This window comes from Mycobacterium kyorinense, from assembly GCF_002101735.1.
Lineage (GTDB): Bacteria > Actinomycetota > Actinomycetes > Mycobacteriales > Mycobacteriaceae > Mycobacterium > Mycobacterium kyorinense.
The window spans coordinates 1-17,281 of the sequence record NZ_LQPE01000097.1; the positions used below are offsets into that span (position 1 = coordinate 1).

Consider the following 17,281-nt stretch of genomic DNA (forward strand, 5'->3'; position numbering starts at 1 on the left):
ACCTCGACGTGGCCGCCATGAAACGCAGCATGGGCCGGCGCGCCTACCGGCGGGCCGTCTGCGATGCGGCGATGGGTCTGATCGGGCCAATGCTGGCCTACAAGACCGCCTGCCATGGTGCGGTGCTCACCGTGGCCGATCGTTGGTTCCCATCCAGCCAGATCCACCACGGTCACACCACACCCGACGGCAGCGCGTGCCGGCTGATCGGCAAAGGACGCATCGACAAGCTGCTGGTGTGTCCGCTCACCGGCGACGTCGTCGACCGCGATCGCAACGCCGCGTTAAATCTCCGTGACTGGCCGGATTACGCCAGTTGTGGCCCAGTTGGGACCACGGCCCCATCGGTACCCGGGCCAACCACATCGGTTGGTACAGGCCATGGCGCGGACACCGGAACAACCGGTGCCCGCGGAGCATCCCTAAGACCCCGCCCACGCGGGGCCGGAAGCGGAGAGGCCAAAAACCAAACCCCGCAAGGGGACGCCGCATGAGCGTGTGCAACTCAAACACACTCAACGACAACGGGATAGAGATGGCAATCAATGCCACTGACCGAAACCCAGGCACCGCGAAGGTTCCTGCTATCGCTGACTTTCGACACGATGGAGAGGTGCTGATCTCATTTCAGGACTTGGGACCAGACGAGTTCGGTCGACGAAAGTTCTTCGCATTTTGGATCGACGACAACGTAGGACCCCATCTCAACGAGCACGGCGTGCGCGGCCAGGTGTTCTTCACTTGCCCAGCGGAGTTCATTACGCGCCAGCAGACGCTGGGCGGAACTGTACGAATCATAGGAGGGGACACCCGATCGCCTGCACCGTAACTGCTAGCACGCCGGCGGCGAGGCAGAGGAGCATGTCGATCGACAGGACGGAATTCTAATGCGCCCGAAGGCCCGGACATGGTGCAGCAGCAAACCTTTGGCTCCCCGGCTACGTACCCAAATGAACCGCTACTCCTACAACACACCGAGGTGACGCATGGCCGAAACCGTGATCGCCATGATTGAAACAGCATTAGCTAACTGGTACAAGGACGGCGGCTCCGACAACGCCGACACCGCAATCGATCTTCTCGCAGAACTGGCGGGCTTCGCTATCACGTACGACGCTGACAACGGCGCTGTCACCTTGCACGACAACTGAACGCTTCCTACAGCACCACCGGCGAATGCGATGCCGTGACCGCAGCGACCACGATTGACTGTTGAATTTGGGGTGTCATGCGCCCACCCACTCGTTGCTCAGCCCGACCAGGTCGGGCCGATCGGGGAAGTCCACAACGGTCACCGCGTGGCAGTAGCCCAGATCGTTGCCGATGCCATGACCGTCGCCCGTGTAATCGTGCAGTTGCTCCCACAACTCTTCGAGGTCATCGAACGGCTCCACCTGAACCGCCTCGACCTGCTCGGACTCGTGTCCGTCGCTGTAGGCGTTCTCTACCTTGATCGTCAGCGTCAACATCGTCATCGGTCGCAGGTTTTCCGGTCAGACGACATAGACGTCAGGGTCCTTGTTGAGCGCCTCGGCAATCGTCTCCGCCCAGGACTCGGAATCGGTGTCCGCGATGTGAATGCGGCCGGTCGCGGTGATCCCATACACGGCGGTTCCGTCAGCGATGAAACATGTGCGCATTCGTGGCTTTTCCCCCTTGGTGTTAAGAATGACGGGCATATCGGGTGGTGCTACAACGAACCGCGATCGTTGTGCTTCCTGCGCTATGGCCCCTCTGTGCCGCCGGCTATTTCAACCAATCGGTCTTGGAGCTCGCCGCGTAGCCAGTGTTTGAACGAGCACGGTTGTACGTCCGGCAGCTCGGCTTTCAGCTCTGCGACGTAGACGTGGTACTGGTTATCGAGGTCGGCATCGTCTAGCTCTTCGCCTGTGTCGCGGTCACGGAACAACGCCACTGCCTCCCCCTTCGCGTTACGGTCCAGGCCTGGATGCGTCAGCGGTGCAGCGCACCCAGATCATCGACCCACCGCAGCGGGTAGCGGTCGGCGAGCTGGGCGATCGCCGCGTTCACGTTGGCTTCGATGCCCCCTCCGTAGCTGTAGACGAGGCGGGCGAGGTGTGTCGCTCCGAACATCGCTTCGCGAATCAGCTGCGATCCGTCATAGTCGGCTAGTACCTGCGCGCGGTAGCTTTCGTCGAGCACGCCTACCCGCAGCCACACTGGCAAGCCCTGCGATGGGACGTACCCGTGATAGTCGGTCCCCGCGGGGATCTGGAACTCCGGCGATTCTGTTGCAGCGGTGTGGAATTCAGCAGTTGCTATCCGGGCTGTTGGCGTCCCTAGCAGTGCCAGCATCTCCTCGGCCAGCTCTCGCGCCGTTATCGTCGGCGCGGAAACAAACACGCTATTGCTCGCCGTCATGTCATCCCCCCGGTTCGATGGCGATCTGTTATCGGCTGTCTTTCGTTCTGGCGCTTTGCTTTCGGCGATTTCAGCCGATTTCCCACTCTGGTCGGCCGGGGAAGGCGATGCGGGTGCAGCCGAGGCCCCCGGCGCCGTAGTCGCGCAGCGGGCCAAACAAGACGCTCTCATCAGGCTCGGCATCACCGTCCCAAAACAGGGTGCCGGTGACATACAGCTCGCCGTCGTCGTCGTACATGCGGAACTCGTGGCGATGGGGGTAGCCGTTGGGCTTCCCGTCACCGTCCAGCCGGGCATCGCGCGGGCCGACGACGCCCACGCAGCTTTCCATCCCGATCCCCCACTCATCCGCGCCGCTGCCCAGATGATCGCGATCGATACGCCACGCGTAAACACTCAATTGTCTTCCCCCCTCGGGGGAGCCTAAGCCGTGGTCTGGCCGTCTGAGATCCATCGACACGCCCGCAGACCATAAACCATCAGCAGTCGGATTCGCCCTGCCCGAGAGCGGGCCGGTTACCGCGCTCCGTCGCCGATTGCGCTCACGACAGCGTTGTCTGCGTAGATGACGCGCATTACCAGCGCGGCCTCCGGCCCGATCACCGCCTCGAGCAGCGTCAAGTAGGTGTCAACGAACCGTGGGCCATGGTGAGCGCCGCCGCTCGTGTCGAGGTGATGGGCAATCTCGTGCAGCACAACGGTTTCCCGCAGCGCCCACAGGCTGCCGTGATCAGGTATCGCCATCACCGCCCCGTAGGGCTCGTAGTGGGCCTGGGTAGTGCCGCGCCGGGCCCGCACTGTAACGGGCCCGGGCGGGCCGAACCGCGCCACAACGGCGGGATGCGCTAACACTCGATCGATGTAGTCCTGCACGGATTGAAGTGACCCGAACCGGGCTTCCGGCGGCAGGGTCACCGTGATCCCATTCACGGTGACTACGGGGTTGCCGCTCTCGGCGCAGTTCCGCAGCATGTTGCGCATGATTTCCTCGGCGTGGTAGACCCTGCTCTTCTGGACATCACGCTCAGCCATGGTCAGCTCGCTGCCCGTTCGATATCCGCTGCGCGGCCGCCAATTGACGATGCGGCCGATAGTCGTGCGGCTCGGCCGGCGCGGTCGCCGGCGTCACGACCCAGCCGGGAGTTCACTGTCGATTGGTGCCCGCGATATGATCCTCGGGCGGTCGAGCTGCCCTTGTAGTAGGAGTCAACGGTGGCGCGTTTCTCCGCGAGCACGATCGCGGTGCCGGGCTGGCCGGTAGTGGCCGTGTCGTCGTTGTTGACCGCTTCGGCTTCGGCGGTGCGGCGGGCGGCGTGGAGGCGGCGAGCGACCTGAGACGCGAAGGCTGACTGGAATTCCAGTCGCGCGGTGACTTTGGTGACTGGTACCCGCCGCCACTCGTAGCAGTAGTAGCCGAGCACCTCATCGAAGGCCCGCACCTTGCGCCGGACTGTTTCGTTCTTGTACTCGCCGGTCGCCAGGAATGCGGTGCAAGCCGTCACCATCTGGGTGAGCAAGCTGACGTAGAGGGTTTCGGTGATATCGATGTCCTCGGGGTAGCCGTAGGCGTACACCTTGGTGGCGGTGGTCTCGATGTCGACGCGCACGTCGTTGGCGGCCGCGATGCCCAGGAAAAGGTCGACGTAGGTACGCAGGCCGCGTTGGCGGCTCTTACCGATGGTGATGGTGCGTTGAACCGGGGTGGCCACGGGGTTGCGCGCGGCGGTGAGGGTGCGGGCCTTGGCCAGGTCGATCGCGTTTAGTGTCGCCAGTTGTTGTGCGCGTTCCATGTATGCGTCGCGTTCGTGTGGATTGTCGGTGTGTTCCGCCTTGTTAAGTAGGCCGGCGATGCGTTGCAGGTTCTTGTTCTCCGCGCACGTCATTTTCGACGTCTCTCCCCTTGTTGGTTGTCTGGCAGTTTCCCCGCGAGCTCGGGGAGCAACATCGACCTTACCAGTTTCGTAGCGATTATCGCTTCGTTATTGCCAGTTATTTTTGTGTCACTATGCGCTACGATTCATCCGTGGCCTCGCCCGACGACACCAACCGCGAACTCGCCGATCGGATCCAGGAAGCCGAGAAGGCGCGGCGACGCGTTCGCGCTGAAACTCACCGCGGCAACGCCGCCGGCCCGCACAGCAACGACGCCCGCGCACTGAAGCGGCCGGGCAAGGGCCATCGCCACGACTGGAAGCGGGAACTATGACCAAACACCGGCCCCCAACGCGGAAGGTGGGCAGGTGAGCCCCCGCCCCCGCGGTCGACCACCGGGCAGCATTCCCGAACCGGAGCGCTCCCGCCTGCTGTCTGCGCTACGTGCCGCTGATAAGGCCGACACCGCACTGCGCCACGCGGTCCGCGAAGCACGGGCCGCTCACGGATCTGTCCGTGAAATCGCCGATCTATTAGGCAAATCGACGAACACCATCCAGCGCTGGACGCGTGCTGACGACGAGAGGTGATGGCCTTACCAGGCCACCTTGGGCTGTTTGCGGCACTGTAATCGTTCGTAGTCCAGCAGGCACGATATGTGCGCTCCCACAGCGCATCACGCGGCCCTTTCTAGAGCGTGCCGGCTATCTCGGCAAGGTAGTAGAGCTCTGATCTGTTGGCGACGATGTCCCAATCGACTTGCAGCGCATCGCACAAATGCCGCAGGTCTCCGAGTAGGTCGCCCACGACCGTCTCTAATTCTTCGGCAAGGCTCGCTTCGTTGAGGTGCTTGGCGTACGCGATTAGCGCACGCGCCGCCCAGCCCGCTCGAGTGTCGTTGTCCCGCTGGGCATCTTCACCTTCTCCGGTCAATGCCAGGGACCGCTTCGGTAGATCTTCGAGCAAGGAAGCCAGCTCCTGCACGCTCTCGACCGGCAGTCCGTTAGCGAAAAATGGCTCCTGCCTCATGTAATCCCCCAATTCGACCGCCCGGCGGTCAGCCGAGGCCGGTCACCGATACCGCGGCGAGAAATTCTGTCCCGACAAGCAGGACGCTAGCGCTCACCACCGACACTCTGGTTTGACGCGTGACTCCGCCATGGCCCGACCTACCGCGTGTCGGCGTCGCCTGAAAACTGACCCCGTGTCGACGGGTGAGTTCTAAGGCTTGTCGCAACACTCCTGCTATTTGAAGGGGTGTGGAGATGACGCGACGAGGCCGCAAGCGACGGCTGGTGTTGGAAGACGAGTACTGGAAGCTGATCCTCGATGGGGTGCCGACGGTGGAGGCCTGCCGGCAAATTGGGATCGGCCGCAAGACGGGGTATCGGTGGCGCGCCGAAGCGGGCGGCCTGCCGCCGGTCCGCTTGGCCGAGGAGGCTCGCTCGTCTCGGTATCTGACGCTGTTGGAGCGCCAACGCATCGCGACCTTGCGCGAGCGCGGGCACGGTGTCCGGGAGATCGCCCGGCGCATCGGGCGTGCGGCGTCGACGGTGTCACGGGAGCTACGTCGTCATCTCAAACCGCACGACAAAGGTGTCTATGACGCCGATCTCGCTCACGCGCGCGCCCGCGACAACGCACGTCGCCAGCGCGCAGGCTCTCTGGTCGTTGATCCCGAGTTGCGGGATCTGGTTAAAGACAAGCTGGAAGACACCTGGAGCCCGCAGCAGATCAGTGCGTGGCTGCGCAGCGAATATCCCGACCGACCGGAATGGCACATCTGCCATGAGACGATCTATCAGGCGGTGTACCTGGGGCGCAAAGGTGGGTTGAGCAGGGCGTTGACGGCCAAGCTGCGCACCGGCCGGCCGCTCCGCAAGCGGCGCCGTAAGGCCACGGAGCGCACTCCGCGGTTTGTGGCTCCGGCGATGTTGATTCATCGCCGCCCGCCGATCGTAGAGACCCGCACACGGGTCGGTGACTGGGAAGGCGACTTGATCGTCGGCAAGCACAGTCGTTCAGCGATCGGCACTCTGGTCGACCGGACGAGCCGAGCCGTGCGCCTGATTCACCTGCCGCACGGGCACAGCGCCGAAGCCTTCACCGATGCGTTCGGGCCAGTGCTAGCCGCGTTGCCCGATGCTGCGCGACGGACCCTGACGTGGGACCAGGGTTCGGAGATGGCATGCCACGATGTCCTCGCTGAGCACTTCGAGGATGGGGTGTTTTTCGCCGATCCGGGCAGCCCATGGCAGCGCGGTACCAACGAGAACACCAATGGGCTTCTGCGCCAGTTCTTTCCGAAGGGCAAAGATCTATCGGTCTACTTGCCCGAGGATCTGGCGCGTGCCGAGAACCTCCTCAACAGCCGCCCGCGCAAGATTCTCGGGTGGCGCACACCTGGCCTGGTCTTCGCGAGCGGGCTACCCTGATTCGGTCCTGGTGTTGCGAGGACCGGACGAATTCACCTTAGAACTCACCCGTCGAAAAGGGGTCAATTTTCGGCCGTCGTTGACACCGCGGTGAGCGTGTCGCACCCGACGGGCGGATGGGGAGCGTCTCTAACCTGGACTAGAGAGGCTGCACGCCGGTTGCGCCATAGACCCGTGCAGCCGCCGTGGGCATCTCTGAGATGCATCAGCCCTGTTCGCGGCGTAAGGAAGGGGAGGGTCGTTGAGGTTGCGACAACTCACGCTGTTGCTAGGGCTGGCCGGCACGTCAGTCGTCGGATTGATGCACTCGCGGCTGGAGGTAGTTCAGTGAGCGAGATGATCAGGGAGTTCGGCATCGAGTTCGTTGTTCCGGGCCGCGGCCGCGGCGTCTACGCGTCAAACTTCCGTTGCGCAACTGAGGCACAGGACTACATCGACAGCCGCATCGACAACGCGCTAGATCCGCAACTCGTTGTCCGCATGGCTACCCCTCGAACGTATGGCCACCAACCGCCTGAAGCCGCGACCGAGTGGCAGCCCTACAGGCTCGCGTTCTGCGACCTATCCGCCCCACCATGCAAAACGGTTGGTTATTGCTTCGGACACGAGCCGGTGATCGCATGACCGGCGTTACCCGGCGCGATCACCGGTGGCGGCGCGGTAGCGCAGCCCGGGTAAGGGTGGGGTGGGAGTGATGTCGGTTCCCCTTCGCTCCGCCGACGCCCGGCGGGTGCAGACAACGCCTGCCTGTGGTCGTACGGTATATCGGGTGAATCCATGGGATCCTGTGCCGTTGTCGCAGGCTGAGTTACCTGATCGAGTGACCCCGGCCTGGGTCGCCGAACAGTTCACGGGCTCCCCAGAGCGTTTCGGGCGTATCTTGCGGGCTCATCTAGTGTCATCGAAGAAAGGGGATCGCCGCTACACCCAGCAGGTGCGGATGCTGTGGCGATCGGTGGCGTTCCTGGATCGCCGGATGCGCAGCCGTGTACTTGAGATGCTCCAGAATTGGCGCGACCTCGCCGCCGCAGCGCTGGCCAACGAGGACCTCGACGACGCGACCCGCCGAACGCTCAAGCACTTCGGCAACGACGTCGGTGCTGCGATTCAACGTGTTCACCGCGAAGGCCGCGAAGCGATGGCCTGGGGCGGTAATGAGTTCATCAGCTACCCGCTCAACGCGCGGATCGCGATTGAGGCCCTGGCGGTGGGAATCGACGAGCATCGCGCCGGCCGACTCGACAACGACGACTTGTACCGGCTCCTAGATGTCCTGCGCATAGATCCAGACACCGTTCCCACCGACACTGACGTTCCCGAGGACACACGCGAGCGCGTACGCGCCGCGGCGCGGTCAGGACAGGCGCTGGAAATCCCGCGCCTGCGCAACCAAGCAGACCGCTAATCAGGTCGTGCCGCGGCACAGCGGGCAGTGTCCGTGCCAGTAGCCGTGAGCGCAGGGGCGCGCCGACGCCGACGATGTGGCGTGCACGTTGATCGTCAAGTCGGCGGATCGGCGAGCGTTGTCAATGACCGCATACGCCACCGCATCGGCGGGAGTCTCGAAGTGCTGCGGCATCATGGCTCCTTATGCCAGTAACTTGGGCGCGCATTGCGCGCGTCGGATAGCAGGTGCACGCCACAGGCGTTGCCTGCTGTCATGGTCGTAACCGCCTCATATCGTCGTCGTACTGGGCGTAGCGATGGGCTTCATCGACCGTGGCGAATTCCTTGTACAGCCGGGCCCTTTCGCGGTTGATTGGGCATAGCGGCTCATCGGGATCCATGAAGTAGAGCTGCACCAGCTTTCCGGTATGGAGAGTCAAGTAGATGCCAGCGGTGCCATCGGCCCGCTCGCCGCCTGGCCCCTCGAACGTTCGCCATTGCAGGATCACTCATCCTCCTCGAAGATCGTGCGGTTTGTCACTGGCATTGTTACCCCTGCTCTGTTGCCTCCCCGTGATAAGGCTGTTCTTAGTCGTCGTCGGGTCTCGTCTCGAACACAGTGCGGTCCACAACTTCGGGTTGCTGTAATGCGTCCCACTCGTCGACTGTGTCTCCGATTGACGCTTTTACTTCTGCTTCCGCGATCGAGTCGGCCTCTACGATGTTGGTGCGCGAAACACGTTGCAGCTCAGCTACATCCACGGTGAACCTCACGTCTGCGTCTTCCTCTAATGTTGTTTTGGCGCTTCAGCGTGAGCGGGATCCGCTGGCGCGGCCTGCCATCACTGATCCTGGCCGCGCCAAAAGGTTATGCGTGCGAACAGTTCGCCGTTATCGACCCGGTGAAAACTGCCCGTCGGGTAGGTCAGCGTATGGGTGACGTGAACGCCGTAGCGATCCAGGATGGAGCGCACTGCCTGATCAACCAAGTGCTGGCTGTCGATCTTCGGGCCTCTATGGGATATGCCAGTCTCGTAGCCATCGACATCTAGCACTCGCAAGATGACGTTGTAGTTATCCGGTTTCATCGCCGCGCCGGATGCCGTTGCCGCGCTCGATGTCGACTGAGATTTCGGCGTCGATCACACCGTCGAGGTCGTCGCGGTCTGTCCCGCCGTGCTCGGCCCAGAGTTCCCACATTGTGTGGGCGTCCGAGAAGTCGACGTCGTCAGGGACCTCGATACCGCGTTTAACATAGACCGCAGTTTCCTCAACCACGATCGTCACTAACTTCATAACATCCTCATTTCCTCAGCGATCGCGCTGCTGTATTCGCGGTCTTACCTGGCCACGCCAGCGGACCGTCGACGGCTGCCACGATGCCGAACCATTCCGGTGTCGACACACCCAAACCGGCGGCCGCCGCGGTTCGTGTTACCACGGTGTGGCTTCCACAAGCGCTTTCACGAACAACCATTCACCGCGGGCGGCGTCTTCACGGGTCCTGAACGTCGGCTGCTCATCGAACGGGCGAGGGTCACAAGCGATCCGCCACTTGCCGTCGGCGTAGTTGCGCGACACGCAGCCGCACCCGCCGTTGGGCCACACGGTTTCTGCGACGTACCAGCCTCCGTGCCTCCACGCTTCGTATGTAAACGCTTGCGGCGGTTCGCCGGTCATGCGGTGCTTCGCCACGACAAGCGGACTTATGTACACGCCGCTGGGATGCTGATACCAGCCGCTGCGCGGCTCGCCCTTGTGTTCGACAGGAACCTGGCTCAGATCGATCTGGTAACCCACTTTTCACTCCCCCTTGCCACCATCACCTGCTAACGGTCAGCGCACACTCGACGTCCTAGCCGTCGACGATGGCTTCGTTCGCGATTGTTTCGATCGCGTCGGGAATCGACGAATGCGGAACACATTTAGCGATCGAATCGACCTCAGCATCGGTCAATGGCCTACGGGCCCAGCTCTCAAGCTGATCACGCGACAACGTGATTCCGTTGCGATCCATGCTGCCCCCCTTGGTGTTTCGCTCATTGCGGTGCAATGCACCCGCTGCTGCTCTACAGGCCTGCTATAACGTGCTCGAACTCCGCTTTGTCCGCAAGAACGAGCGTCTCTAACTCTCCCGGATCCAGCCACGGCAACTGTGGGCACGCGATCGAACGGCGCGCGATATCCCTCATCAGGACGCTGGCAGCCCATTCCTCACCACGCTCTGCGAGCAACTTTCTCACGTCGGCGACAGCATTGGGATCAACAAAACGAGACCGCGAGGCAGCCATCCGCCCCTCGGTGTGTAGCCGAGCCAGTAACTCAGCCGGCAATACGGTTCGCGCCATCGTGTCCCCCGTTTTTCTTACGAGCGGGTATGCCAGCCGTCGCTCATGCCGTTCTTGCGGCAGGGTTTCTCATACACACGGTCGCCGTCGCCGGTGTAGACGACGCCGAATTCAGGATCGTTACGTATCTCAACCTCGCCGGAAGCCGCTGCGATGGCCTGTTGGTAGTCGTCGACCTCAACATCGAATTCGCCCGAGCAGCACGGCACCACATGAGACACGAACATGCCTATACCCGGGCGGTGGCAGAAGCACTGGCATCCGCTAGGGGCGCATCCTCCTGTGGTCATGGCTTCACTGAACTGAAACAGGCGCTTGTTACCACAGCGCGTGGCCCGCAATGCCAGGCGGTGCGCCGATGCCATCAATCACAGCCTCCAAATCATCGCCGGACTCTGAAACATTCGAATGCACAAGCAATTACGGGCCACCTCCTAGCGCGATTGGACTACCGCTTGCCAGAATTCCAACGCGGCCTCGTCTTGATCGGTGACCGTCGGCAGTCCAGTCGGAAAAGCTCTGAGCAGATCCTGGGTGACCCACTCGATTGTTTCTGAGTCCCATTCGGCAAGACTGCCCAACGTCGAAAACGCGCTCGCGACTGCCAGTTGGGCGGCCGCAGGATCGATCATTCGAGCGACAGCATGGATCGTTGGCTCCGTCATGACACACCCCCCAGTTTGCCGGCGCGCCAGCCCGCGGCGCGGTCCACGACCTAGTGTGACCAGACAGCGGCGCCGCTTTATGGGAGCGACACGTCGCTACACCGACGTTCTTGCCCATCAGCCGCTGTCGGCCCCCAGCAGCGGCCTTCAGCGACGCTGGGGTGATCGGGCGCTAACGCTTACCTGCTTGCAACGGATGACCAAGAGCGGTCCGCCGGGTTGAAGAATGGCCGGTCACTGTCGAAGCGTGTGACGAGCGCCCAACCGCGGGCCGCATTGTCGGAATCTGTGGACACGACGCGGAAACCTATGCGGGCCGCTGCTTGCTCTATCACGTCATTGGTGATCGCTTTAGCGGTGAAGGTTTGCGCGATAACGGTGTTGGGGTCGTCGTCGTCCCAGTGCACTACCAGCTGGTGGCCGCTACGCTCGCGGTCTCGACAAACCGTCAGTATGTAATACATTCCCGGCCCCCGCATTTCCGGTTGTTCTCATGAAACTGACCCGACAGTGCTCGTGCCCGGCAGCGAACCCTGGTAGTCGGTCACTTCCAGATTGCCCGATATCAGCAGCGGAATCGTGGTAGAGACACGCGATCACGTTCGGAAATCGGCGGACAAATTCGGTCGGCTTCGGGCGCGGCATCTTCCCTTCCGCGCCGGCGACGGAACCGCTGACGGTGCGCTCAGTTCCCCGCCCAGCAGACCACGTCCGCAGCGTCTCGTCGCAGCTGATCCGGTCGGCTGGTCTAGCTTCCCACCATGGCTAGTTGGCGCCCACGGGCCGCCTCCACCAGGCGCCCGATTGCGTCGCTGATCAGACGTGGCCGTTCCAGCTCGAGCATGTGGCCGGCGCCGGGCACGCATAGCACTTCGGCGTGAGGGAGAGCTTGAGCGATCCGCACGGAGTGACACATCGGCGTGATGTGATCGGCGTCGCCGCAGGCGACAAGTGCGGGCAGCGCCGCCAACGCAGCCAGACCGGCTGTTTCATCGTGACAGCGAAATGCCGACAGTAGGGCGGTGATCGTGACTATCGACGTTTCGGTGATCATCCGGGCACATCGCTGATTAGCCAGCGCCGCTGGACAATTCGCGACTGGAATGCCGATCAGCGGAGCCACTGAGCGGCGCGCGACCCTCCACGCGTGGCCGGCGACTGTGGGCGCGCAGCTCGCGGCCAAGTGCAGCAAGGGGATGGCCGGGGTTCGTAACGCTCGCCCGATCCCACAGGTGTCTAGTCCGGCCGCCACGGTTGAAATCAGTCCGACCCCGCCGACGCGCTGCAGGGTCTGGGGGTAACGGGCGGCGAACGCGAGGATTGTCATGCCTCCCATGGAGTGCCCGACGAGCACGGTGCGTCCCCGCGGCGACGTGGTTTCGGTGACCACTGAGTTCAGGTCTCCGGCCAGGGTGGGCAGCGTGTAGGTGGCTGGGTTGGCCGCGGCTGACGCGCCGTGGCCGCGGTGGTCATAGAACACGAGTTTGACGTCATCGCCGAGGTCGCGCACGAGGTGGCGCTGTTGCGGCGCCCAGGCATTCATGTTGAGGCAGAACCCGTGTGAGAACACGATTTTGACGAGCGCATCGTCGTGACCGACTTCACGCACGGCGATCGCGGTGCCATCATTGGCGTGAACGATGCGCTGTTTGGCTGCGCCCATGTTTGTCTTCCCCCGGCAAGACTGGTCGCGGCCGCGGTCTACGGCCTGTGTTTTCGGTGGTGAAGCGCGCCGCGCTCCCGAGCGTTATGGCGGGGAACGATGTGTGCGCCGCGACTGGTCTCGGTGCGTCCTCCGCAAGTCGACTGGCGTCGTGTGTGCACTGGAACGATTCCCCCTCCCCTATTCCTGATAGTGACACTGCGAACACTCTGGAATGGGCCACCTGTGGGCGTGTCCCCTACTTTCTGGCCCGCCATATCGAGCTGGGCGCCCGCGATCGAGTGCTGCTACAAGCAATGCGGGCAAGCGGTGTCCGCTGGCGGCCGTGACCACCCGGCGTAGGTCAACAGAGCCCGTGGCAGGGAAATGCCGGCCCGGCGACACCGCAGAGGGGGATCAACGGTGTGACCGGGCCGGCAGCGTGTCATGAAACACGCTCTGCGCTGCGAAGGTCGCGGCCCAGGGGGGAGAGGGCCGTTCCTCGAGCGCTGCTGTCAGCGTAGTCCGGACCGCACCGATTGGTGGGGAGGTCCGCCGTGACGCACCGGAAATCCCGCAAACCCGCCCCAGCCGATCAGACCAGCGGGACTGCCGAGGAAGCGCCGATGACGACGTGTTGCCGCCAATGACGGCCAGCCTCCGGGCGGTACCCTGCTGAGAGAACCAACCAGGGGGGACACTGGGGTGGCTGGACAGGCTCGAATCTACCCAAACACAGGTCATTACGACCTCGACCTCGCCAACTCTGGGGAGGGCTGGTCCGGGACGTTCGCCGCCCTGGTGCGCGCTGCTGCCGACGATATCCTCGACGACGGCCCATTCGGGCCCGTTGAGGTGACGACCGGCAGCCACACGTTTACTGGTGTCTTGCTGCGCAGCGAGCCAAGCCGCCTGGTGATGGGGCCCCGGGATGGCGGCGCTTACCACTGGTTGATCCCTACCGACAGCATTCTGCGCTTGCGGGCATGACGACTGCGCGACGACCGGGCTCACCACTGCCCCCAACGGTCCTATTCTCTGTCCCTCGCCGTCAATCCGCCATCCTCACCGAGACCCGCGCCCGATAAGGAATTCTATGAGCACTCACACCACCACCGTTGTGCTGCAGTGCGAGCCCGCCAGCTCGGCAACACTCGTCACCGCCGTCCGCAACGGCGGCAGCAGTGTGGTCCTCGGGACGCCGGCCACCTGCACCACCGATGCGGACCGCGTTGCGCTCGCCCGCGAATATGGCTTCCCGACCCGCGCTCAGCGCGAATACGCGAAACAGTTGTCGTTGGACTTCTTCCCTCAGTCGAGCGGCGCCGCTTCTTCGCCTTGTTGGACAGTCACATTCGACATGGCCGACTATTTCGCCGCCCTCAACGAGCTCTGACAGCAACCGCCGTGACACGGGTCAGCGCAACCCAGGAGGACTATCGAAGATGAGGCACATTTCACCATCCACCACGATGTGTGAGCTCGCCGGGCAGCAGATCACACCGGAGCAATGGGGCGGCCAGGACTGCGCGCAGTTCTTCACCGTTGACGTCGCGGACGCTCACGGCGCGGCTGCCGTCTGGATCGCCGATCCGCTGCGCTACCACGCCGATTTCCTTGGCGCCCACACGTGGTCTGTCATCGCCGGCGCTGACGGCCGACTCGTCCCCCAGGCGGCCAAGCTCGCGGTCGAGCTCCTCGCTGAGCGTCTCGCGGCAGAGGCTGGGATCATCACTACCGTTGTTCATGCGGTCGGATTGGAGACCTCGCCGGCCGGGCCAGCGTTCGCCGTGATCGTCCACGCACCCTACACCGCCGGCGAGTCTTTCGATCAGTGGCTGCAGCGATGTGGCTGGCCGATCATGGCCACTGTCATCAATATCACCGACCCAGGCACCTACAACAGCCAATATCTGTACCGTGAAGTCGCCCAACGAGTTTCCGTGCACCAGCCGGGCTGAAGCGGCGGGCCCGGCGTCCCGCCAGTAGTTTTCAGCGCCATGAGCGCAACCGGCCACGGCACAACACAACTAAATGAGCGGTGGCAGCACAACACATGCCCGGGACAGCCGCGCACCGATCACGATAGACTGCTGCTATTCACTGGCGTCGTTGTTTGGCCGCCTGTGTTCAATCCGTTGTCAGAACCGAAACGTGTTTCTCCACTACCGATGTCACCTTCTAACGAGGCCACCGTGTTAACCACGTCTCAGGGTCACTGCCCGCCATGAGCAGCCTTATCGCAGCGCGAGATCTTCGCCGGCTGTTGCTGGGCATGTTGGGTGATACCGCAGCGGTGTCGTCGACGGCCGATCTTCGGCGCGCTTTATCAGATACGTTAGGTACCAACGTGGTTCATGAAGTTGTCTACCGCAACCTACAGATCCTGGAGAAGCGGGGCCAGGTGACCCGCCACGGTGCAGTAGGCCGACACTGCTACTGGCAATTGCGCGCCGGCCAGCCCCGTCGTGCGTCAATAGCGTGACGTCCTGTCGCGGTGGGTCACTATCGGCGCACGCTCGGTACTGGCGCGGACGACTGCGATCAGCAGCCGCGCGACCAATATCGGACGCCGGAGCTTTCGTAGAGCGCCTGGAGCTGGTTGTCGGACGGCAATTCGTCTGTCGCGTAGGCGAAGGTTGCGCTTTCGTCGTATAGCACTATCGATCTGCGGACGTCGAGATGTGCCCGATGAAGGTGGCGGTGTAGTCGATGTGCACACTGGTGTCGCCGTGCCTTATGTGCATGCGCCCCGGCGAGAAGCCGTCGTAGTCGAGTTGCCAGCCGTGCCCGCTGGCAACGCCGACTACTTGTTGGATCCCCGGCATATCCCCCCTTGGCGCGCCTCAGCGCACCGATATGGACATTAACGGCCGGCAGGCTGGGGTTCTGGCTTCGCCACGGCCCGGGTACCGATTCTTCGGAGGCCTCAGGTGGCCCGGCGTGTCCCGCACCTGGAGAACACACCTGTCTGGGCCGCGGGCCTGGGAATACCGGTCGCCGATGTGCCCGAAGTGGCCCATCTCGAGTGGACTGACCGCCCGGCATCAGCATTGCCAGCCGTCCTGGCTTTCCTGCCAAGCCGCTATTGCGCCAGTTCGCCGCGGATCGCATCGACGAGCCTCGCGCTGGCCGCGGTCAGGCTGTCGCCGTGTCCGAGCCCGCGGACGTGCTCAATGGCGCGGCTGAGCTCGGCGCACTGCTGTTGTAGTTGTTCAACCTGGGCATCGTGGATTTCGCGGACCTCTTGCAGCACAACGCTATCCACGAGCTGCAGTAGAGCAAGCGCTTCGTGGAGGACTGCGCTGTGCAGTCGCTGGCGTTGCCACCGGCCGGTCACACTGCTCAGCAATGCCCGCGCATCAAGGAGCTCTCGGCGAGACGCAATGCCGTCTCCTCTCGGGGGTGTGGTCATATTCGCAGGGGATCTTCGTATTCGGCGCGCACCGCGGCGATGGCTTCCTCGACGGTACGGCCTTGCCCGCTGGCTGCGAACAGGCCCTCCTCCCAGTAGCCAGTGTCGATGCGTGGATCCTGGTAGGCGCCTTCTACGACGTACTCGACTTGGATCTCACCGTTTTCCCAATGCCCGACCACTGTCCAGGTCTGCAGATCACCATTCATGAACTCCCCCTTCGGTTTATCGGCTGGCACGCTATGCGGCTTCGGCGTGCAAGATTTAGCCTCCCGTGTGCTGACCGGCCTGGGTCATTGCAGGTTCCCAAGGGCCGAACCAGTGTGTGTGATCTCTGCGCGGGCACGGCGCGCACTGTCGCATTGGCACGGTTCTGCGCTTCCGACTACTTCATCACGGCTCCACACCCCCCATTCATCCCCGTTCGAGGTTTCTTCGTGGTAGGCCACCATCAGATTCCCGAAGTGGTTGTAGCTCATGAAATGACCGGTGAGCGGGTCGGATCCGGATCGAGGCACGACGAGCACGCGTTCAAGTGGTTTCAGCATCACGGGTTCCTACAAGCCACGCGAAATGCGACTGTGGCCCGCGGGCATTCGGCGCCAGCCGGGGCCGCTGCGGCGGGCGCGACAGTCAGGTGCATCGTCACTTGGCAACGGGCTCACGCATATCGTGGGCGCCGTCGGCGAAAAACCATCCCTGATCGGAGCTGTGCGCCGACTCGCCGCGGTAATCCATCGGCGTGCCGGCGAAGCGCCAGCACGCCTCATGCCACACCGTGTTATCGACTCCGACTGCGTACTCATAGCAATCCAGACGCCCATATCCGTCGTAGCGCCCCTTGAGGATCGACCCATCTGGGGTGATCGCGACACCCAAGTTCATCCACGCGTTGACCTTGTTAGTGGCCTGAATCGACAACAGCGGATGTCCACAACCAGTGCAGTCAGCGCTAAAGAATCCCATCTCCCCCTCACTTCCTGGAATTTGCAACCGAACTCAGATCACGTCGACCACGGTTGGCTCGATACATTCGCCTTGCGGCGTGAAGCCCACCGCAGTTGAGTCCCGCATAGTGGTGTAGCGCGGTTGCTGGGTTCGTCATCGTGTCGGTGATGGACGTAAAGCGGCCACCG

Annotated in this window: 31 protein-coding genes; 10 read left to right on the forward strand and 21 right to left on the reverse strand. The window is 63.1% G+C overall.

The window, feature by feature from the left end:
- Window positions 1-494 (forward strand): transposase (locus AWC14_RS11315; RefSeq protein ID WP_142281671.1); only part of this gene is annotated, 494 nt, incomplete at its 5' end.
- A 492-nt stretch (window positions 495-986) separates the two neighbouring features.
- On the forward strand, window positions 987-1,151 hold the full coding sequence (locus tag AWC14_RS28660) for a hypothetical protein (RefSeq protein WP_158089897.1): 165 nt from the start codon (window positions 987-989) through the stop codon (window positions 1,149-1,151).
- A 75-nt stretch (window positions 1,152-1,226) separates the two neighbouring features.
- Here AWC14_RS28660 and AWC14_RS11320 read toward each other — a convergent pair whose 3' ends face one another.
- The 7 genes from AWC14_RS11320 to AWC14_RS11345 all read right to left on the reverse strand — a co-directional run bounded on the left by AWC14_RS11320 (window position 1,227) and on the right by AWC14_RS11345 (window position 4,265).
- Window positions 1,227-1,475, reverse strand: coding sequence for a hypothetical protein (locus AWC14_RS11320; protein WP_084024911.1), 249 nt, complete (start codon window positions 1,473-1,475; stop codon window positions 1,227-1,229).
- A gap of 18 nt (window positions 1,476-1,493) precedes the next feature.
- A complete protein-coding gene (locus AWC14_RS28180) occupies window positions 1,494-1,679 on the reverse strand; it encodes a hypothetical protein (protein ID WP_141251264.1) in 186 nt (61 codons plus the stop codon).
- A gap of 44 nt (window positions 1,680-1,723) precedes the next feature.
- Window positions 1,724-1,915, reverse strand: coding sequence for a hypothetical protein (locus tag AWC14_RS11325; RefSeq protein ID WP_085241259.1), 192 nt, complete (start codon window positions 1,913-1,915; stop codon window positions 1,724-1,726).
- Between the two features lie 38 nt (window positions 1,916-1,953).
- Window positions 1,954-2,382 (reverse strand): hypothetical protein, encoded by a 429-nt coding sequence (locus tag AWC14_RS28185; protein WP_139807236.1) that lies wholly within the window; start codon window positions 2,380-2,382, stop codon window positions 1,954-1,956.
- 70 nt (window positions 2,383-2,452) lie between these two features.
- Entirely contained in the window at window positions 2,453-2,836 is a 384-nt protein-coding gene (locus tag AWC14_RS11335) for a hypothetical protein (protein ID WP_084024912.1), read from the reverse strand.
- A 62-nt stretch (window positions 2,837-2,898) separates the two neighbouring features.
- Complete coding sequence (locus tag AWC14_RS11340) at window positions 2,899-3,414, reverse strand: TIGR04338 family metallohydrolase (RefSeq protein WP_084031157.1); 516 nt, start codon at window positions 3,412-3,414, stop codon at window positions 2,899-2,901.
- 2 nt (window positions 3,415-3,416) lie between these two features.
- Window positions 3,417-4,265, reverse strand: coding sequence for a DUF2786 domain-containing protein (locus AWC14_RS11345; RefSeq protein WP_084024914.1), 849 nt, complete (start codon window positions 4,263-4,265; stop codon window positions 3,417-3,419).
- Between the two features lie 140 nt (window positions 4,266-4,405).
- On the opposite strand from AWC14_RS11345, the gene AWC14_RS11350 reads away from it, so the two are divergent.
- Window positions 4,406-4,588, forward strand: a complete 183-nt coding sequence (locus AWC14_RS11350) for a hypothetical protein (RefSeq protein ID WP_139807235.1) — start codon at window positions 4,406-4,408, stop codon at window positions 4,586-4,588.
- A gap of 34 nt (window positions 4,589-4,622) precedes the next feature.
- The gene (locus AWC14_RS11355) at window positions 4,623-4,844 is read left to right on the forward strand and encodes a helix-turn-helix domain-containing protein (RefSeq protein ID WP_084024916.1); all 222 of its coding nucleotides are present in this window, start codon (window positions 4,623-4,625) and stop codon (window positions 4,842-4,844) included.
- Window positions 4,845-4,944: 100 nt separating this feature from the next.
- Here AWC14_RS11355 and AWC14_RS11360 read toward each other — a convergent pair whose 3' ends face one another.
- The gene (locus tag AWC14_RS11360; RefSeq protein WP_084024919.1) at window positions 4,945-5,283 is read right to left on the reverse strand and encodes a hypothetical protein; all 339 of its coding nucleotides are present in this window, start codon (window positions 5,281-5,283) and stop codon (window positions 4,945-4,947) included.
- 236 nt (window positions 5,284-5,519) lie between these two features.
- On the opposite strand from AWC14_RS11360, the gene AWC14_RS11365 reads away from it, so the two are divergent.
- The 3 genes from AWC14_RS11365 to AWC14_RS11375 all read left to right on the forward strand — a co-directional run bounded on the left by AWC14_RS11365 (window position 5,520) and on the right by AWC14_RS11375 (window position 8,094).
- Window positions 5,520-6,689, forward strand: coding sequence for an IS30 family transposase (locus tag AWC14_RS11365; RefSeq protein ID WP_084031158.1), 1,170 nt, complete (start codon window positions 5,520-5,522; stop codon window positions 6,687-6,689).
- A 327-nt stretch (window positions 6,690-7,016) separates the two neighbouring features.
- Window positions 7,017-7,313 carry a hypothetical protein gene (locus AWC14_RS11370; protein WP_083071471.1) on the forward strand — a complete coding sequence of 99 codons (297 nt, stop codon included), beginning with the start codon at window positions 7,017-7,019 and terminating at the stop codon, window positions 7,311-7,313.
- Window positions 7,314-7,584: 271 nt separating this feature from the next.
- Entirely contained in the window at window positions 7,585-8,094 is a 510-nt protein-coding gene (locus AWC14_RS11375; protein WP_139808286.1) for a hypothetical protein, read from the forward strand.
- Here the strand turns inward: AWC14_RS11375 and AWC14_RS28665 are convergent, their stop codons facing one another.
- The gene (locus AWC14_RS28665; RefSeq protein WP_158089898.1) at window positions 8,095-8,268 is read right to left on the reverse strand and encodes a hypothetical protein; all 174 of its coding nucleotides are present in this window, start codon (window positions 8,266-8,268) and stop codon (window positions 8,095-8,097) included. It abuts the gene before it with no gap.
- A 79-nt stretch (window positions 8,269-8,347) separates the two neighbouring features.
- Complete coding sequence (locus AWC14_RS11380) at window positions 8,348-8,584, reverse strand: hypothetical protein (protein ID WP_084024918.1); 237 nt, start codon at window positions 8,582-8,584, stop codon at window positions 8,348-8,350.
- Between the two features lie 303 nt (window positions 8,585-8,887).
- On the opposite strand from AWC14_RS11380, the gene AWC14_RS29190 reads away from it, so the two are divergent.
- Window positions 8,888-9,127: a hypothetical protein gene (locus tag AWC14_RS29190; protein WP_139807233.1), complete on the forward strand. Its 240-nt coding sequence runs from the start codon at window positions 8,888-8,890 to the stop codon at window positions 9,125-9,127.
- 22 nt (window positions 9,128-9,149) lie between these two features.
- Here the strand turns inward: AWC14_RS29190 and AWC14_RS11395 are convergent, their stop codons facing one another.
- From AWC14_RS11395 to AWC14_RS11420, 7 genes are all read right to left on the reverse strand, one after another.
- Entirely contained in the window at window positions 9,150-9,371 is a 222-nt protein-coding gene (locus tag AWC14_RS11395; protein ID WP_084031156.1) for a hypothetical protein, read from the reverse strand.
- Between the two features lie 138 nt (window positions 9,372-9,509).
- Window positions 9,510-9,875: a hypothetical protein gene (locus AWC14_RS11400; RefSeq protein WP_224164037.1), complete on the reverse strand. Its 366-nt coding sequence runs from the start codon at window positions 9,873-9,875 to the stop codon at window positions 9,510-9,512.
- A 55-nt stretch (window positions 9,876-9,930) separates the two neighbouring features.
- Entirely contained in the window at window positions 9,931-10,092 is a 162-nt protein-coding gene (locus tag AWC14_RS28990; RefSeq protein WP_169716313.1) for a hypothetical protein, read from the reverse strand.
- 348 nt (window positions 10,093-10,440) lie between these two features.
- The gene (locus tag AWC14_RS28195) at window positions 10,441-10,788 is read right to left on the reverse strand and encodes a hypothetical protein (protein ID WP_139807224.1); all 348 of its coding nucleotides are present in this window, start codon (window positions 10,786-10,788) and stop codon (window positions 10,441-10,443) included.
- Window positions 10,789-10,857: 69 nt separating this feature from the next.
- Window positions 10,858-11,055 (reverse strand): hypothetical protein, encoded by a 198-nt coding sequence (locus AWC14_RS11410; protein ID WP_084270455.1) that lies wholly within the window; start codon window positions 11,053-11,055, stop codon window positions 10,858-10,860.
- Between the two features lie 212 nt (window positions 11,056-11,267).
- Window positions 11,268-11,552 carry a hypothetical protein gene (locus AWC14_RS11415; protein WP_139807223.1) on the reverse strand — a complete coding sequence of 95 codons (285 nt, stop codon included), beginning with the start codon at window positions 11,550-11,552 and terminating at the stop codon, window positions 11,268-11,270.
- A 284-nt stretch (window positions 11,553-11,836) separates the two neighbouring features.
- Entirely contained in the window at window positions 11,837-12,751 is a 915-nt protein-coding gene (locus AWC14_RS11420; RefSeq protein ID WP_084025193.1) for an alpha/beta fold hydrolase, read from the reverse strand.
- Between the two features lie 1,075 nt (window positions 12,752-13,826).
- On the opposite strand from AWC14_RS11420, the gene AWC14_RS11430 reads away from it, so the two are divergent.
- The gene (locus tag AWC14_RS11430; protein ID WP_084024857.1) at window positions 13,827-14,126 is read left to right on the forward strand and encodes a hypothetical protein; all 300 of its coding nucleotides are present in this window, start codon (window positions 13,827-13,829) and stop codon (window positions 14,124-14,126) included.
- A gap of 76 nt (window positions 14,127-14,202) precedes the next feature.
- Window positions 14,203-14,691, forward strand: coding sequence for a hypothetical protein (locus AWC14_RS11435; protein ID WP_084024856.1), 489 nt, complete (start codon window positions 14,203-14,205; stop codon window positions 14,689-14,691).
- A gap of 699 nt (window positions 14,692-15,390) precedes the next feature.
- Here AWC14_RS11435 and AWC14_RS28675 read toward each other — a convergent pair.
- The 4 genes from AWC14_RS28675 to AWC14_RS11450 all read right to left on the reverse strand — a co-directional run bounded on the left by AWC14_RS28675 (window position 15,391) and on the right by AWC14_RS11450 (window position 17,111).
- Window positions 15,391-15,558, reverse strand: a complete 168-nt coding sequence (locus AWC14_RS28675; RefSeq protein ID WP_158089899.1) for a hypothetical protein — start codon at window positions 15,556-15,558, stop codon at window positions 15,391-15,393.
- A gap of 257 nt (window positions 15,559-15,815) precedes the next feature.
- On the reverse strand, window positions 15,816-15,986 hold the full coding sequence (locus AWC14_RS28680) for a hypothetical protein (protein ID WP_158089900.1): 171 nt from the start codon (window positions 15,984-15,986) through the stop codon (window positions 15,816-15,818).
- Window positions 15,987-16,141: 155 nt separating this feature from the next.
- Window positions 16,142-16,354, reverse strand: coding sequence for a hypothetical protein (locus AWC14_RS11445; protein WP_084024851.1), 213 nt, complete (start codon window positions 16,352-16,354; stop codon window positions 16,142-16,144).
- Window positions 16,355-16,790: 436 nt separating this feature from the next.
- Entirely contained in the window at window positions 16,791-17,111 is a 321-nt protein-coding gene (locus AWC14_RS11450) for a hypothetical protein (RefSeq protein ID WP_084024850.1), read from the reverse strand.
- Window positions 17,112-17,281: the final 170 nt, after the last annotated feature.